14 protein-coding genes are annotated in these 16,303 nt (G+C 41.0%); 4 read left to right on the plus strand and 10 right to left on the minus strand.

Going from position 1 to position 16,303, the window contains the following annotated elements; all coding sequences use genetic code 11:
• Nucleotides 1-173: 173 nt before the first annotated feature.
• From WA1_RS36945 to WA1_RS36955, 3 genes are all read right to left on the minus strand, one after another.
• A complete protein-coding gene (locus WA1_RS36945) occupies nt 174-410 on the minus strand; it encodes a hypothetical protein (RefSeq protein WP_017746786.1) in 237 nt (78 codons plus the stop codon).
• Nucleotides 407-838 carry a putative toxin-antitoxin system toxin component, PIN family gene (locus WA1_RS36950; protein WP_017746787.1) on the minus strand — a complete coding sequence of 144 codons (432 nt, stop codon included), beginning with the start codon at nt 836-838 and terminating at the stop codon, nt 407-409. Before WA1_RS36950 ends, WA1_RS36945 begins: the two co-directional genes overlap by 4 nt.
• Before the next feature lie 283 nt (nt 839-1,121).
• Nucleotides 1,122-1,754, minus strand: coding sequence for a type I restriction endonuclease (locus WA1_RS36955; protein WP_017746788.1), 633 nt, complete (start codon nt 1,752-1,754; stop codon nt 1,122-1,124).
• A 222-nt stretch (nt 1,755-1,976) separates the two neighbouring features.
• Between WA1_RS36955 and WA1_RS36960 the strand changes: the two genes are divergently transcribed.
• Nucleotides 1,977-3,227 carry an NAD(P)/FAD-dependent oxidoreductase gene (locus WA1_RS36960; protein WP_017746789.1) on the plus strand — a complete coding sequence of 417 codons (1,251 nt, stop codon included), beginning with the start codon at nt 1,977-1,979 and terminating at the stop codon, nt 3,225-3,227.
• A gap of 79 nt (nt 3,228-3,306) precedes the next feature.
• On the opposite strand, the gene WA1_RS36965 is transcribed toward WA1_RS36960, so the two are convergent.
• The 4 genes from WA1_RS36965 to WA1_RS36980 form a co-directional block, all read right to left on the minus strand.
• Complete coding sequence (locus WA1_RS36965) at nt 3,307-3,630, minus strand: hypothetical protein (RefSeq protein WP_272819312.1); 324 nt, start codon at nt 3,628-3,630, stop codon at nt 3,307-3,309.
• 114 nt (nt 3,631-3,744) lie between these two features.
• On the minus strand, nt 3,745-5,097 hold the full coding sequence (locus WA1_RS36970) for a S8 family serine peptidase (RefSeq protein WP_017746791.1): 1,353 nt from the start codon (nt 5,095-5,097) through the stop codon (nt 3,745-3,747).
• Nucleotides 5,098-5,658: 561 nt separating this feature from the next.
• Nucleotides 5,659-6,222 (minus strand): hypothetical protein, encoded by a 564-nt coding sequence (locus WA1_RS36975; protein ID WP_017746792.1) that lies wholly within the window; start codon nt 6,220-6,222, stop codon nt 5,659-5,661.
• A 1,304-nt stretch (nt 6,223-7,526) separates the two neighbouring features.
• Nucleotides 7,527-7,910: a hypothetical protein gene (locus WA1_RS36980; RefSeq protein WP_158516740.1), complete on the minus strand. Its 384-nt coding sequence runs from the start codon at nt 7,908-7,910 to the stop codon at nt 7,527-7,529.
• A gap of 121 nt (nt 7,911-8,031) precedes the next feature.
• Here WA1_RS36980 and WA1_RS57560 point away from each other — a divergent pair, with 121 nt between their 5' ends.
• The 3 genes from WA1_RS57560 to WA1_RS36990 all read left to right on the plus strand — a co-directional run bounded on the left by WA1_RS57560 (nt 8,032) and on the right by WA1_RS36990 (nt 11,436).
• Nucleotides 8,032-8,199, plus strand: a complete 168-nt coding sequence (locus WA1_RS57560; RefSeq protein ID WP_017746794.1) for a hypothetical protein — start codon at nt 8,032-8,034, stop codon at nt 8,197-8,199.
• A gap of 956 nt (nt 8,200-9,155) precedes the next feature.
• The gene (locus tag WA1_RS36985) at nt 9,156-9,929 is read left to right on the plus strand and encodes a hypothetical protein (RefSeq protein ID WP_017746795.1); all 774 of its coding nucleotides are present in this window, start codon (nt 9,156-9,158) and stop codon (nt 9,927-9,929) included.
• Nucleotides 9,930-10,005: 76 nt separating this feature from the next.
• Nucleotides 10,006-11,436, plus strand: a complete 1,431-nt coding sequence (locus tag WA1_RS36990) for a hypothetical protein (RefSeq protein WP_066613143.1) — start codon at nt 10,006-10,008, stop codon at nt 11,434-11,436.
• 504 nt (nt 11,437-11,940) lie between these two features.
• Here WA1_RS36990 and WA1_RS36995 read toward each other — a convergent pair.
• The 3 genes from WA1_RS36995 to WA1_RS37005 form a co-directional block, all read right to left on the minus strand.
• Complete coding sequence (locus WA1_RS36995) at nt 11,941-12,819, minus strand: hypothetical protein (RefSeq protein WP_017746797.1); 879 nt, start codon at nt 12,817-12,819, stop codon at nt 11,941-11,943.
• 374 nt (nt 12,820-13,193) lie between these two features.
• Nucleotides 13,194-13,922 carry a hypothetical protein gene (locus WA1_RS37000; RefSeq protein WP_017746798.1) on the minus strand — a complete coding sequence of 243 codons (729 nt, stop codon included), beginning with the start codon at nt 13,920-13,922 and terminating at the stop codon, nt 13,194-13,196.
• 723 nt (nt 13,923-14,645) lie between these two features.
• Nucleotides 14,646-16,214, minus strand: coding sequence for a DEAD/DEAH box helicase (locus WA1_RS37005; RefSeq protein ID WP_017746800.1), 1,569 nt, complete (start codon nt 16,212-16,214; stop codon nt 14,646-14,648).
• Between the last annotated feature and the right edge of the window lie 89 nt (nt 16,215-16,303).

The raw sequence follows: 16,303 nt of genomic DNA on the forward strand, positions 1-16,303 counted from the left end.
GACTGGGGATTAGGGTTTGGGGGCTAGTACAGGTTGGCGTAAATAATTAGACTATTAATTAAATAGCTAAGTACATGGGTTCACTTGTCCCACGCGGAATTAATGCAGAACAATCCGTTGTGTCAAGACGAGCCAAACATCTGCACAAGCGCGAATATCTACTGATGTCCACGCTATAATTCGTCTCCCGGCATGGGATTGACATCAGGCACTCTTGCCAAAATTCGATCGAAGCGATCGTAATCAGCGGCTTGTGCTGCAAGCCGCAAGTGACGGAGAGATTGCTCGGCAGCGACATGCCGTTCGATCGCGACGAGCAACCATTGTTCCAGCGTCACCTGATTTACCTCTGCCAAACGGCGAACTTCCTGCATTAGCTCTTCTGGTAATTGCAATGGATAAGAACTCATTGGCTGAAACGCTCCCTTAAATTTAACGATCGCACCAATACTCCAGGCTGAATCACTTCAATTCCAAATTGTTGTGCGGCTGGTAAGAAATCTCGTTCGTTGAAGGTGACGATTGCAGATGCTTGGGCATTAATTGCACATTCTAGAACCATTTCATCGTTGGGATCTCTGAGTTGAGGTCGCCACTGAAAATAGATTGGGACTGGCTTCAACACATCTGCAAGCACTCCTAGCACCACATTGATCTCTTCAGGCGTTGTCCAAAACTGTTGTAGGTTTTGATCTCGCTTTAACACATCGGCATACTCTAAGAATAAAGCGGATGAGAGAACCCCTGCAATGACTCGCTGTCGAATGGCGCTTAAAACGAGAAAACTAGCGCCCCGCCGAGAGCGCAGCGCAGCAACCAGAATACAGCTATCGAACACATATATTTGAGAAGAGAGTGAATTGCTTTTTCTAAAAATGTTAAGACTAGATAACAATCATAGCAGAAAAACTTGAATTTTGTCATCCACTTAACGCCAAAAGTGCAGAATGTCTCTGATATCTTGTACTTTTGGCGATTCTAGAGGCAATTCAGAGGACATTTTGATGTATTGCCTGGTAATGCCTTACGAGAGGCAGAGACTGGGATCGAGAGGAGTTGTAGCTAGTTGTTTCGGATGTATCTAATCTCCAATCGCCAATCCCCAATCCAAAATCCAAAATCTAAAATCCAAAATCAATCGCTATCTGTCCAAACCGTTTTAATGCTCTCAACACGTTATGTAAATCGTTACCACGATTCAATGATAGTGTATAAGATAAAGCATATTTTGGTTGATCTTGTCTAGTCAATTTCAGAAATTGGAATTCTCTGCCATTCGTAACAAAACCAAACACAGGTTTTTCAGAGTCAGGATTACCTAACATATATGCCAAGGCTTGAGGAATTGCAGCCTCTAAAGAGTATTGTGCTCGTTTTGCTTCAACTGTAATAATCCAAAAACGAGGATGAAAGACTAAAATATCAATTTGTCCGCGTACAATTGTATCCTCATCTCTGGATATAATTTCTATCCCCTTTTCAGCCGCAATGTAAAAAGGCGGACGATAAAAACCCGCTAATCTCAATAAAGGTGACAACACAACCATTTTGACGACAGGTTCTAGTATTTCATACTGCGATAAATGAAGAAACTCGTATCTAACTTCGTCGAGAAGTTGCTTCTCCAAGTCACTCAGTTCTGGTAAATTATCTTGCCATTCTCGAAAAAACTGTTCGTCCTCTATACGTTCTAACCCAAATGTTTCTCCTAATTGAGCTAAATTAATATCTTTTGCCTGTATAGTTTGAACCATAATTTCTCTGATATATTTATTTAGACGTTAGCACTATATTACTAAAAATAGTATAAAAATACTATATTGCTCGCGATCGCAATCTCACTTAGGGCTTTCCAAGAAATAAAATATCCATTTTGTGGAACGGGCGTCTTCGCCCGTTTTATACTAGTGGCGGGCGGGACGCTCGCACCACAAGAAAAAGTTGTATATTTTTTTATTTGGAAGTCCCTTAAATCAATGACTAATCCCCAATCCCTAATCCCCAATCACCAATCCCCAACATACGATTGGATTGTTGTTGGTGCTGGTATTGCGGGTGCTGCGCTTGCTTATGAACTTGTCAAAAAGGGATATGCAGTTCTGTTATTAGAACAACACGCGACGCCACAAAATGCTACTAGATATAGTTATGGTGGAGTTGCATTTTGGTCTGGTACAACTCCTCTTACCAAACAATTGTGTACTGAAGGCATTGCACGCCATCAAATCCTACCGGAAGAATTAGACTTTGACACTGAATTTCGAGAATTAGATTTACTTTTAACAATTCCTGTTGACATCAATCCAAAAGAGGTGGCGGCGTCTTACACTCGCTTTGCCATTTCTCCAACATTACTCAACGTGAAAGAAGCGTGCGAACTAGAACCTTTATTGAACCCAAATGCGATCGCAGGTGCTTTAACTGTCAAACACGGTCACATTCACCCAGACAAAACAACTCAAGGTTATATTACAGCTTTTTTGCGTGCTGGAGGTGAAATGAAGATCGAGCAGGTGACAAACCTTTACCCCCAATCATTATGCTTGGAGGGGCGCAATGCCTTGCGCCCCTACTCCCCAAATTTGTTGAAGTTTACGGAAGTACAGACCACTACAAAAACGTACTATAGTGCTAACACTGTTGTTTGTGCGGGTGGTCTCAGCAGACAATTATTTCAGTCATCTAACGTTTCAATTAAGTTGTATTTCACTCACGCGGAAATGCTCGAAACCCCACCTGTAGATAGTATACAACTGCGTACTTTGGTTATGCCCGCAAATCTCAAACGGTTTCAGTTGGAGACTGAATCTTCTAAAAATGATGGGGTTTGGACACAACCTGATTGTGAAGTTGTACCGCCCATTCTTGACACAGGGGCTATTCAATTCAAAGATGGTAGCTTCCGATTTGGTCAGATGAGTCGCGCAATAACAAACCCCTTCGCTCATATTGATTCGGCAGAAAGCGAAGCAACAATGCGAGAGGGGCTGAAAAAAATATTGCCAATTTTGGGGGATTTGCCAGGAACTTGGCATCGCTGTTTGGTGTCATTCAGTCATGATGCACTTCCCTTGGTTGGTCTTGTCTCAGAGCACGAACGTCTCTACGTTTTTTCTGGCTTCAGCAATCCCTTCGCGATCGTACCGCCCTTGGCTCAACGTTTTGCTAACTGGGTGTCTGGAGGAAAAGACGAAATAATTCTTAAGTTGTGTCCCCAACGCTTGTAATTTTTTTGCCAATGAAAGCTATAATAAAAACTAATAGCTATCTTGTACAAAAGTATCAACCCTAACATGAAATGCTATTCTAGCATTCACGGCTGTGAATGTAAACACTATTTATGCCATTGGCCGGAACAATTTCTTGCTCCTCCAAAACAGCTTTAACAACATCGGATGCAGCGAGAGCTTTAACTCCTGCAGCAGATATTTCAATAGGAATTGAACCCAAGGCGTCGGGTCTTTCTGCTAATTCCTTGCCGCCAAAATCTTGGATGATTTTCTTAATGTAACCTAGTGCTTGTGTGGCTGAGTTACGAATACTCTCCATTGTGGCTCGCCGTTCGGCTCTAGTTAAGCGCGAGCTGGCTGGATTGTCAAAATTACTTTCCAGTTTTAGAAATACGATCACGCTTACCTTTTGCTGGGGGGCCAGGTGGCCCAACCGACAGGCAAACTCAGAACTGATTTTATTTTTCTTTAAAGTTGTGTTGTTTGAGTACATGATGCACTTTCCTGGTTGCCCTCAACTAAGAGCGTTTAACGCTTCCACGGGCTGCACCACTCCCCATCCCCAACGATTATCGGGACGATGGCTGGTTCCGCCTGGATGGTGTGCCGTTTCCTTCAGTGCATTCATAATTTCTGTGACAGGTGCTGTTGGCTTAGCCGCCATTAACAGTGCTGCCGCACCCGCAATATGTGGGGTTGCCATAGAAGTGCCATCCATATAGTTATACTCGTAGGTTCCGTTTGGTGTTTTCGTCGGTGGTATGCATGAGTAGACCTGAGCACCTGGGGCAACAACGTCTGGCTTTGTTACCAAACTGTTGGACTCCACTCCAGGAAACACAAGGCTTGCCCCGCTACTAAAGAAAGCGACATCAACCCTGTCGTCTGGCAGTTTTTCTATTGCACCCACACTGAAGGCATTATATGCATTACCAGGTGAGCTAGTATTACCGTGGTTCTCGTTGCCGATCGCTACTACTGGTAAAATACCATACTGGTTCACGAGGATGTCAAGTACCTCAGCGAAGAGAGGTTCGTAGTAGCTAAGACCCAAAGACATATTTATAATATCAGCCCCTCTTTCAATAGCCCAAGATATACCTTCCAATAAAGTTCTCAGAGTGGTATCCCCAATCAGCACGCCAGCAACTAATAAATTAGCTTGCGGTGCAACGCCAATAGATAGACCTCTAGCAGTTTTTCCCCCTGCGATGGTTCCACAAACATGAGTCCCGTGCTGTCCGCAATCAAAAGCAGGAGATGCATTAATCCGCCTCCCTAGGGGGTCGATCACCACAAATTCTTTGACTCGTTTCTGGAGTGCTGGATGAGCTGCATACACGCCCGTATCTAAAACAGCGACGTTGATGTTTTCACCAGTGGTCTTCTCCCATAGCCTGGGAATATCTAGTTGTCTGAGTCCCCAGGTGAAGTTTTCTTTACTTTCCTCAGCGAATAATTCAGAGTATTCAATTTTTCGTGGCTGAATCAGGTGAATTTTTTGATTTGGTAAAATAGCAACAACATTAGGTTGTTCTACCAAAGCCTCCAAAGTTTTGGGAGTCACTTCAACAGTTGCTACTGGCAATGCACCGGAACCAATGGTAGAAAATGCCAGAGGTTCATCGTGATATCCTTTGTCAAGAGTGGCTTCTTGGTAATCATCAAAGATTTCAGCCGCTACCTGAATAGTTGCTTGTTGTTGAACCTGAACCAACCGCTTTTTTAGTTCGCGCAGACGCCCTCTTGGTGGTAAGCCTTCACTAGGCGGCACTTCGTAGATCACAATCGCATCCCGTTTGTCATCTTCTCCCATTTCAGCAAGAAAAGGTTCAAAAGCTGGTGAAATTTTGTTTTCTGGATTCATTGCGATCTACCTCTGACTCAATTAAGTGTTGTTAGCTTAGTGGTTGTCTATAGTAAAACTGCGGATTTTTTACTCCTGGTTCAGTATTGATTGACTGCAAATCAATCAACCCCGTTTAGAATCTTGCTAAAGAATGAGATTTATGTTTTAGTTTGGTAGAGCAATTCCCAAATAAATGATGGGTACCTTGATGGGGGGACGGATTTATCATTTAAAAGTCCCCTGATGCTTTTAAAAATAGCAAAAATTTAACTTAGTATGAATTTTTATGTACTTTTTGACGTTCTTATAAAGAATGTGGTAAGCAATCTTGCCTGATAAGCTCAACTAGAAAAATCATTTATTATATAAATCTACCTTATATCATTTTCAATCATTAGACCAATAGGATTATCTACTTCTCAAATCCTTGTGATACTGTTGCGAATGAAAATATACTTTACGTATACTTTATATATTATTCGTTAAAAATACACATTAACCTTAAGTCTTTGTAAAGATAGGAACTTTTTCGATTTTGGATTTTAGATTTTAGATTTTGGATTTTTCACTGGTCACTGGTCACTGGTCACTGCTCCCTAAAATTTCTGCTACTTCCTGTAAAAGCTTGTTCTGTTCTTTTTGAATTTCCTCTAAGCGAATAGAAATGTCTGCCAATCTTTGCTGCTTATCCTTAAGAATTGCTCGATCCTTTTCGGGTGGTAAAGATGGTATACCACTCATCTGAATACTTGTAACTTGTTTTGCATCTGAACCACCAATGTTGCTAAATGATTGAAGACCCAATTTGACAAGAAATTGAAGCCCCCTAAATGGAAGTTGCAAAAGTGACAGACTCGCTGCTTCAATAAATCGGCTAATGGCTTTTACAAAACTACCAATGATAGAAAAAGCAACAAGCAGGATAACTATACTAATAATTGGGTGATGCGCCGCTATCTCTAGAAGTTGTACCAACTTGAAAAGTATAGGGTGTTGCTCAAACCAATGATTTAGGGATGAAGAGATCGCAGTTTGAACAGATTGCGAGGTCGCATTCTTAATTTGTTCGGCTCCTTGTAGGGTCTGTTCTAAGTTGAAAGTAGGAAATGGGGGAAAGGCAAGTGAGAGCGACTGGGAAATCATAGGAAGTTGCTTTCAAAAGTATCATTTGTGTTTGGGACAAGGGGGAGTGAGGGAGTGAGGGATTGAGGTGACAACTAATACCCAATTCCCAATTCCCAATGCCCAATACCGTTTTCAGACACTCTAGCCTATCCTATACCAAGATTCCGTAACATCAAATGTTACAGACATATATTCAACTACCCCACCGCATGGCGGATGCTGTGATTCGTTGGTCGAAATGAGCAGAAATACTCAGGGATGACCGCCTGGTTCAAAAGAAGGGATAAATCCCAACCGAACCTTGACAACTGAGCAACCATAGAGGTGAAGATGAGTACCCTAGAAAGTCCAGTCCTCTCCCGCAGGTGCCGCGGTGACAGCATGCCCCCTCACAGGGGTAGGTTTTTTACAAATCGGGAAGATCGGACTTGGAAGACAGGAAGGAAGTAGACAAGGAAGCTCCTGAGTTCAAGAAAAAAGTGAGATGAGGAGCTATTAACTGCAATCGGTGGAGAGAGAGTTTTTTGAAATGGACAGGAGCCATTCAAACAAATGCTTTTACCATTAAGTAAATCAGCCAAAATGATCAGTAATCCTTGTAGAAAACAAGAAATCTGACGGGTAGTGGTCTGGATAAGAGTTGGTTTTTCCACAAGATGATGAGACGGAGGTTGGTGATTCAAAGTGTCTGAATGGTCTCACCACCAACAGTGACAGCCCAGAGTGTAGGACTGATGTATGACGAATGTGTAAGGTTTTTATAAAAACAAGACTCTTAGAGTCAGTAAGTTACTGCAAGTTTAAGGCTCAACTATTAATTGAGTATAGTTTGAAACAGTAACTCTACTAAGGTGAGTTAAGTAAAACTTAGCTCACACTTAAGTGTTGATCGCAATCGCTCTTAAGTAGGAGGTACTTAATATGCCTAAAGAATTACAAATAAAACTAGATCGAGTTAAATCAGGCGATCGCGCTATAAGATAAAGTGCCTACTCTCCGCCCATTATGAAGCAGGCAGAAAGCAGAGTGCATCTACACTTTACCTTTGGGTAAAGCCTAATTCTCATGGGAGGTAAAATTTTTTAAAATGTTGTGTGAAAAAAGCCATCAATACAATAAATCTATGCTAACACGAAACCCAAAGCGCAAATTTGAAAAGATTTTATTTAACAACCGACTAAAATTTTGTTAACAAAATAGTTAACTTTCAAACCTCGATTATAGATATTAAGACTTTGATCTACTTTTTGTTAATACAAAAACTCGATCGAATCACTGGTTTAATTTATCAGTAGAGGAAAATGGGTTCCCTCACGAAAGGCTCATCTACCAATCGGTCTTAGTCTATGTACCACACTTGAAATGTAACTCATGAATAAAATTCCTTTATTAAGCGTATGTACTCTTTTCGTGTCTGCCTTAGCTACCATGCCTGCTGTGATAACTTTACAGACTACAGCACCATCACCCGCGACTAAAACTCCACTAACAAACACACATACTACAAACTTACAACAACAGATTGCCTCACACAACGCTGTAAAGGGTTTGTTATCTCTGCCATCCAATCCACGGTGTAACTCTCTTAGTTTCTTGGCTTGAGTAAGGTAAAGTACAACCTTCATGTCGCAGTTATCTATTGCTTCTCCACTTAGGATCTTTTTTGTACGAAGTCCACCACATAGCGAATGCTTTAACTTATCCACAATTAAATCTTGTAGTGTATTTATGTTGTATAAAAATACACTACAATACCTCATCATTACAAAAACAGCCTGAATAACCCAGGCTGCAAAGCAAAACAATATCTACTTTGATCGTAATACTATGAACCTTAAACGCAAATTTGTCCAACGACGCAACAAGCGCAAAGTTTCAGTCCTATGGTGGTTCCGTCAAAAGTGCAGATTCTGGCAACCAATTGCTGCTGCTGCTGCTGCAATGTTTTCCTTGTTGGTAACACTTATCAAAGTCTGGCAATACTTCCATTCTTAATTGTTGAGATAGCAAGACTTGAAATTTGAAGGTAGGCGATGCTTGTGCTTACCTTCAGTAATCCCACGCAACCCAGTTTCTTTGAGTTGAGCTTAGGAGATATCAAGCCTTACAACAGAGGACTGGGCTTTTTGTCTCCTGACTACTGTACCGACATTTAAGTGACGATACCAGGATCTTCAACTAAGATTAAAGACAATCACAAGATGTTTTTGTTGCTCAAGAAGTTAAACCTGTTGGCTTAAGCCATTAGCAGTAAAGATTCAATATCATCAAATGTGACAAACGTGTAAATAAATAGCATGAATCTTCGGACTGATGTATGATGAATGTGTAAGGTTTTTATAAAAACAAGACTCTTAGAGTCGGTAAGTTACTGCAAGGCTAAGGCTCAAATACTAGTTGAGTATAGTTTTAAACAGTAACTCTACTAGGGTGAGTTAAGTACAACTTAGCTCACACTTAAGTGTCGATCGCGATCGCTCTTAAGTAGGAGGCACTTTATCTGCTGAAATTGTTACAAATAAAGCTAGATCGAGCTAAATTAGGCGATCGCGCTATAAGATAAAGTGCCTACTCTCCGCCCATTATGAAGCAGGCAGAAAGCAGAGTGCATCTACACTTTACCTTTGGGTAAAGCCTAATTCTCATGGGAGGTAAAATTTAAAAAATGTTGTGTAAAAAAAGCAATCAATACAATAAATCTGTGCTAGCGCGAAGCCAAAAGCGCAAAACTGAAAAGATTTTATTTAACAGGCGGCTGAAACCTTGTTAACAAAATAGTTTACTTTCAAACCTCGATTATAAATATTAAGACTTTGGTCTACTTTTTGTCAATACAAAAACTCGATCGAATCACTGGTTTAATTTATCAGTAGAGGAAAATGGGTTCCCTCACGAAAGGCTCATCTACCAATCGGTCTTTGTCTGTTTGCCACAATAGAAATGTAAGTCTTATGAATACGATCGCTCATTTATTAAGTGTATGTGCTTTTTCTGTGTCTGCGTTGACTGCTATGTCTGCCGTCAGCACTGCACAGACTACACCAAAACCAGCGACTCAAACACAACCAACTGATACAAATACTACACCAAAACCAGCGACTCAAACACAACCAACTGATACAAATACTACACCAAAACCAGCGACTCAAACACAACCAACTGATACAAATACTACAAAACCACAACAAAATACAAATAGTCAGTTGCAGCAGATTTGCTCGTATAACACTGTTGAGGGTTTGTTACCCCCACCTTCAAATCAGCAGAAAAATTCTCCACTTTCCTATTTAGCACAGCAAGGTTTTGTGCAAAACGCTGAGGGAGCATGGGTTTGCTATGCCAATGACGAACAAAAACCAGGACGCTACTACACGCTTTTTAAAGTACAACAAATCAATGGAGCGCTGATAGCTACGTCTTTTCTAGACCAAGGGACTCCGATTCAGGAACAAGGCGATCGCACTGTTGAATTGTTTATGAAGCTCATCCAGAATCATACAAAAGCTAATACAAAGAATCAAGAAAGTATACAAAAATACTTATCAGCTTTCGTTTCCTTAGTTGAGCAAGGCAAAGTACAACCCTCACGACGAGGTTATCTCTTTGACCAACCCAGTCGCGGGCTTGTTTTATACCACCCTGTAACAGGAGGAGATCTTCAAGGTACGGGAATCACCATAAATATCAACGCTCCCCAGAACTTAGTTGCATCTCCTGCGTCATAACACTTACGCACTGAATTTTGTTTATTAAAACCATATCAAAACCACAGACCATATCAAGCGAGAATGGAGGTTAAGCTTGTTTAAATCCCGTATCGTAAAAACCGCAATTGCGTTCACATCCTATCTAGCAGCAATAATAAGCGCACCACACCAAGCATTAGCACAGTTATATGTGGGGCGATATGGAATTCAGCCAGGACTAGAGCAAAATTATCTTCAATACCAATTGTCCGGGCGGGATTTAACTCAACTGCGCGGTGTCCCCGTCTGTAATGTGGGCTTTGGTGCAGGCTGTGATAAGTCTGCAACAATACTCCAACAAATAGTAGAATCCAACAACGGACCAACCTACCAAGAGTTAGTTATCCGTGCAGCTGGTGGGGAAGCAAACTTTCAGAATTTTGCCTCCTACTACGGTAACAATCCCAATCTCTCATTAGTACCTTTGTCCTCATTTTGGGCAAACGACGACCCATATATTCTAGATGGATATAGATATACTTTGGGACAGTCGGTGAATCGAACACCCGTACAAGGTTTGGGACAGGTAACAAAAAACTTCTACTGGTCTCCAGAGAGAAGTGGAACCTCCGAAAGCCTGCGCGATGGATTGCTTGATTTGAAATACGCTTATGGGCGTTTGCTTTTAGAAGAAGCTGCGAAAATTCCTAATGTCCGACAACAAATCCAGGCTTTAAATCTCCCGTCAGAAGTTAAACAATTTTATGCAGGTCAATTTTCTCAAGGCGTGCGTTCATTAAGAAGTGGGAATCAAGCACAACTCCAAAACAACATTCTTGAGGTGCTGTCACTGCCATTCAACCACAGTAATGCAGAGTTTAACCGTCCTCCGCTTGGTATTCCTGAAGAGTATGCTTCACTAGCTGGGATCGCTCTACCAGGGGACTCTTTTATTGCCGCCGTACCAGCAAATTTACCAGTTGGAGAAGCGGCTAGCCTACTTCCTCCTTTTTTAGTTGAAGGAGACGTTGTATCGCAGGCAGTTCCAGGCGGTGGTCGTACTGGTGGGTTCCCCTTCTGGGTACTTGGTGCTATTCCCCTAGCTCTTTTACCTTTTGCCTTTGGTGGTGGTGGAGATGATGACTCAGATACAGAAAATGTACCACCTCCAGTGGCTCCACCTGTAGGCGAACAACCACCAACAGAACAACCTCCCATTGCCGTAGTTCCGCCACCTGTAGGCGAACAACCGCCAACAGAACAACCTCCCGTAACTCCACCACCTGTAGGCGAACAACCACCAACAGAACAACCTCCCGTAACTCCGCCACCTGTAGGCGAACAACCGCCAACAGAACAACCTCCCGTGACTCCGCCACCTGTAGGCGAACAACCGCCAACAGAACAACCTCCCGTGACTCCGCCACCTGTAGGCGAACAACCGCCAGTAAGGATACCCGAGTCCTCAACATTGACACCTCTGTTGGTACTCACACTGGTAATGTCTTTATTTGGTTACAAAAAGTGGCGTGTACGCAAAGGATGAACTACCTTAAATAATTTCGTTCTTGTGAACTAAAAGCTGTGAATTGTAAGGTTGGCACTGCTAGCCCTGTCAAGGTGATGATTGAAAAACAAGTATTCTCTTCGCGCTCTTCGCGTCTTTGCGGTTCAAAAACATTTTTTAACCACGAAGACACGAAGAACAAGGGAGGTAAGATGTCGAAGATTGGGCATAATTTTCCGGATTTTTGACCCACCTTGACAGGGCTATCAAGCTAGTGTCAGGCATATATCTAGCTTTTTACCACCTTGACAGGGCTAGGTGGGCACTGCCCACCAAAGACACTTCAAAGTAGACATTTACCTATACTAAAAAATGTCAACATTGTCCCTATTAGAGTAGGAATAGTACCAATAGTCGAAAAAAGATACATATTACATAAATGCTCTCAAGCAAAGGTTTAGACTTCACCCTTGAGAGCGATTAAAACGGTCATAACTTTTCTAAGGTTTATTTTTTCAATTTGAAAATTCCTTAGAAACCAACCTACTGCAAATATTGATTGTTACAATATTCTTCGGTAGGTGTTACAGAAACCACTTCTACTTCTACTGATTTTCCCGGGTCTGGGTTAAGAAGAAATTCACTAGCCCCTACATGAGGTTTTTTAGGATTTCCCCAATCATAAGTGTAACCTAAACCTGTCCAAGGATAATGTTCGCCATTATCTTCAAAAGAACTTTTATATATCTTTTGTAAGACAGAATTACTCTTAGGTACGGGGACAGGTAAAACTTGACAACTAGAATCATTGATTTCTGGGTCAATACATGGTCTGCTTAAATCTTCAGCTTTGACCCACATTTCTACAAAATGTGTTTTATTAGAGTTTTTATTTAAAATTAATCCCAAATACTGCTGCAATCTTAGCGAAAGCATGATGTTTCCAGGAATATTTATACCTAAACCTTTACAGGTTTGGCAAAATTCTTTGACTTGATTAGATACTGTTAACCAAGTCTGGTTATCTATTGGTTTTAAACCGGGCTTCCAATTCTCGTTTGGTTTTTTTACATATTTCCAACTTACCATAAGAAACTCTGTTTTACTATTGTTGATTCTCGTCTTGATTTTAGAATGACTTGTTGTCAATTTCCAAAGATTGTCTACCACCTTTTCTTGGCTTGGTCTTTTAGCATCTGCAATAGCTTCCTCTAATTTATTTTTGAGATAATTATAACTTTTTGGTTTATTTTTTTTCAAATACTCGCTAACATTTATGTTCGTTTCTAATTGTGCTAGTAACCTCTTATTCAAGATTGATTCTTTTTGCTGAGAAGTTTCTTTAGCTAATAAGTTGGAAGAACTAAGTGCCAAACAACTTCCTATTAAAACTACCCAGAATTGACTATTTCGTATTTTCATCGCCACTATCCTATTAATTTATAGCAAGACAATATTGTACTGAAACTTTATCAAGTCCCGTCGCGATCGCATTTTATACTGATACTGTGTATAAGATTCCTAAAATATTCCTGAAAATTTGAAGTACTGTAGTATTCTAGAGCGCCACTATAGTATTCAAAAAGAAGGCAAAAAACCCAGTTTCTCTCCCTTGCAAAGCTTGATATCTCGTAGGCGTACAGACTAAGCATAGCTAGTCTCTACAAAGAAACCGGGTTTTTATGATTTCTGTATCGGCGCTTTAGGGTAGGCAATTAGAGGAAAAAATTGTTTGGGCGATCGCTCTTAGCGCAAGCCGTACCCGGCTTATCGCACTTCTGCTCTATAATTATTCTCTATCTTTCACTAGATTCATTAGTAATCTCTTGCAAAATGGCATTAATATCTGTTCTTTTCAACAAAATTCCATCCACTTCTTCAAAAAATCTGATAGCTTCTTGATAGGAATCTTCAGAATCATATTGATCTTCAAAGTATTCTCCATTCTTATAACCGTAAATAATTAAATTAGAATCTATTTTCTTAATAAAATTTTGAGGTAAAATAATATCTCTAATACTTTGAAAGTATCCTGCAAGATAATCATAAAAATAACTTAAGAAACAATTAATTTCTTGTCGAGAAAATTCAAATTCAAACGGCTCTCGCAATCTTTGAGTCTCATATCCATATATACTATTTTCTAGAATTCTATAAAGACTAAAATAGACAGAACCTCTATGGTCGTAAATGCTCATTAAGTAATATAGGCTTCCTATCTCTTTTTTAACTACCAGTAATACAGGAAAACAGAAAGACCCTTTCCAATCATCAAATAAGTTACTACTCTCTCCAAAAATCCACTCTAAAATGACAAATATTTCTGCTAAATTCAGTCTGTCTTCTCGCTGGCGATCGCTAAGATAAAGCTCTAGATAAAAGCGAAAATCATCTGTTATTGGGAGGCTATTTTCTCTTAATTTTTCATACTCTGACTTATCTAACCTCCACATCTGATATTCAATATCAGCATGATGTAAATCGAGCTTGCATCGCTGTTTGACTTGCTTAACGACTTGCCTCATAAGTTACCCTAGAATTGAGAGTGGACTTTCCGTAAATAAAATTTGCACCTACACGGGTTTGAAAATTCCCAATTTTTATTTTTTTACCTTTTCTCATAGTATATTAGTACTACGAGAGAAAACAACATACATTGCATTTTTTATAGACAGACAGCAAAATATACATCCCACCCATTTAGTCCGCGCCGACAGACTTTGTTTGTGTAGTAGCTCATTCTATGAGGAAAAAACTGATTATTAAGAATTGATAATAATGTTGAGGTTAAGTCAGTTTTTCGACTAAGAAAGACGACTTGCCCAAGTACGGGATTTATTCACGTTATGCGTCTACCACCATCAGCAAGAGATGCAATTTGTTCGCTCAATTGGGGAATCGATCCAAAGGACTTTGCTGTACAAACCTAATTATTGTTTATTTTTGACTTAGCAAAAAATCTTGCTCTTGTGGGGTGGGCGTCCTCGCCCGCCCTAGATTTATAGCAGGCAAGATGCCCTAGATTTATAGCAGGCAAGATGCCCTAGATTTATAGCAGGCAAGATGCCCGCACCACAAGACATTGTGGCCAATTTTTTATTTGGAAGTCTTTATTACCAATGCAAAAGCAGCCCAACAAACACAAGGCTCTGACGTTTGGGCTGAAATTGCTGACTTTGTTAGTTGTTAGTTGTTAGTTGTTAGTTGTTAGTTCTTCTACCAACCACTAACCACTAACCACTAACAATTTATGAAGCTGATTCTTTGGTAGCTGCACTAGAACCTAATTTCTTTGGCAGTCCTGAGGCTTCACGATTGGAAGACTCGCGACGCCCCCCACCACCTGTCCGCAGTTTGGGTTTGGGAGTCCGTTTGTCTCCTTCTTGGTTACCAGCTTCTGCTGTCCAGGAAGAACGATGCCGATCGCGATCGCCACCACCTTCGCCACGACGGTTTGACCGCAGTCTGGGTTTGGGAGTTGGTGATGCAATCTCTTCTTCTGGAATGTCTTCTGTTTGCAACCAAGCAGGACGTGTTTGGTCGTAGGTGATTTGCAACGCTGCAGCTGCGATCGCTTGAGGATCGTATTTTTCGCTCAACTCGTTGACAATTGGCAAGAATGACGCTAGGCGCTCGCCTGCTAATGCTTCCCGCACTTGAACTTGCAGTTTGTCTAACTGTTTTGCCTCAATTTGCGCCCGTGTTGGAATCGACAGAATTTGCCAATTTTGCTTAATATGACGTTCAAAAAGTTGCTGCTTGCGACGTTCAAAAGGCTGTACTAAAGTAATCGCTGTTCCTTCTTTCCCTGCACGTCCTGTACGACCAATTCTATGGACGTAGGTTTCTACGCTGTCGGGTAAGTCGAAGTTGATCACGTGAGACAACTGGTCAACGTCCAAACCCCGTGCTGCAATATCTGTTGCTACAACCCAACGTACTTGGCGATTGCGGAATCTAATTAACAACCGTTCCCGCGCCTGCTGTGACAAGTCGCCATGATATTCATCCACGCTGTGACCTGCTGACTGAAGCTGGCTAGTCAGTTCAGCTGCAGTGCGTCTGGTGCGGACAAAGATCAAAGCTGTTTCTGGATCTTCCATTTCCAGAATGGGCTGTAAAGCTTTTGCTTTTGTCCAGTGACGGGGGACTATATAAGCCACCTGATTAATTTTATTAGGAGCCGCTTTTGGTTGCTCAACAGTAATTGTCACTGGGGAATTCAAAAATCTATTCACCAACTGACGGATTGATGGGGGCATTGTTGCTGAGAACAAAGCTGTTTGACGTTCTTCTGGAGCTTGCGACAGAATTTTCTCAACATCATCAATAAAGCCCATGCTCAACATTTCATCGGCTTCATCCAACACCATCCACTTGACTCGATCCAGTTTCAGACAGCCTCTTTCCAGCAAATCTATCACTCGACCTGGGGTACCCACAACAATATGAACACCACGCTTGAGTTGTAAAATTTGACGGTCAATTGATTGACCACCATAGATAGCTAGAGTTTTCAGTCCTTGGTTGCCAATGAATTCACTAACAGCATCGTGAACTTGAATTGCCAATTCACGAGTTGGTGTTAAAATCAGCGCCTGCACCGCTTTTTGACTGATATCAATCTTTTCTATAATCGGTAGTGAAAATGCAGCCGTTTTTCCCGTACCTGTTTGGGATTGACCGACAACATCACGACCTGACAAAAGATGTGGAATTGCTTGTGATTGAATGTTAGTTGGTGCGCTAAAACCCAATTTTTCTAACTGCTCAATGCGTTCAGTGGAAAGTCCTAAATCTAGAAACGTAAATTCCATTAATTCTCCTATTAAATTGGTTAGTGGTTAGTGGTTAGTGGTTAGTGGTTAGTGGTTAATGGTTAGTAGAAAAATAACCAACTACTAAC

The organism is Scytonema hofmannii PCC 7110, assembly GCF_000346485.2.
GTDB classification, from domain to species: Bacteria; Cyanobacteriota; Cyanobacteriia; order Cyanobacteriales; family Nostocaceae; genus Scytonema; species Scytonema hofmannii.

What these genes read in the sequence shown, in the direction of transcription:
- WA1_RS37005 (WP_017746800.1), bottom strand. Translation starts at nt 16,214, where the DNA reads ATGGAATTTACGTTTCTAGATTTAGGACTTTCCACTGAACGCATTGAG.
- WA1_RS36985 (WP_017746795.1), top strand. Translation starts at nt 9,156, where the DNA reads ATGAATACGATCGCTCATTTATTAAGTGTATGTGCTTTTTCTGTGTCT.
- WA1_RS36975 (WP_017746792.1), bottom strand. Translation starts at nt 6,222, where the DNA reads ATGATTTCCCAGTCGCTCTCACTTGCCTTTCCCCCATTTCCTACTTTC.
- WA1_RS36945 (WP_017746786.1), bottom strand. Translation starts at nt 410, where the DNA reads ATGAGTTCTTATCCATTGCAATTACCAGAAGAGCTAATGCAGGAAGTT.
- WA1_RS57560 (WP_017746794.1), top strand. Translation starts at nt 8,032, where the DNA reads ATGAACCTTAAACGCAAATTTGTCCAACGACGCAACAAGCGCAAAGTT.
- WA1_RS36955 (WP_017746788.1), bottom strand. Translation starts at nt 1,754, where the DNA reads ATGGTTCAAACTATACAGGCAAAAGATATTAATTTAGCTCAATTAGGA.
- WA1_RS36995 (WP_017746797.1), bottom strand. Translation starts at nt 12,819, where the DNA reads ATGAAAATACGAAATAGTCAATTCTGGGTAGTTTTAATAGGAAGTTGT.
- WA1_RS36960 (WP_017746789.1), top strand. Translation starts at nt 1,977, where the DNA reads ATGACTAATCCCCAATCCCTAATCCCCAATCACCAATCCCCAACATAC.
- WA1_RS36970 (WP_017746791.1), bottom strand. Translation starts at nt 5,097, where the DNA reads ATGAATCCAGAAAACAAAATTTCACCAGCTTTTGAACCTTTTCTTGCT.
- WA1_RS37000 (WP_017746798.1), bottom strand. Translation starts at nt 13,922, where the DNA reads ATGAGGCAAGTCGTTAAGCAAGTCAAACAGCGATGCAAGCTCGATTTA.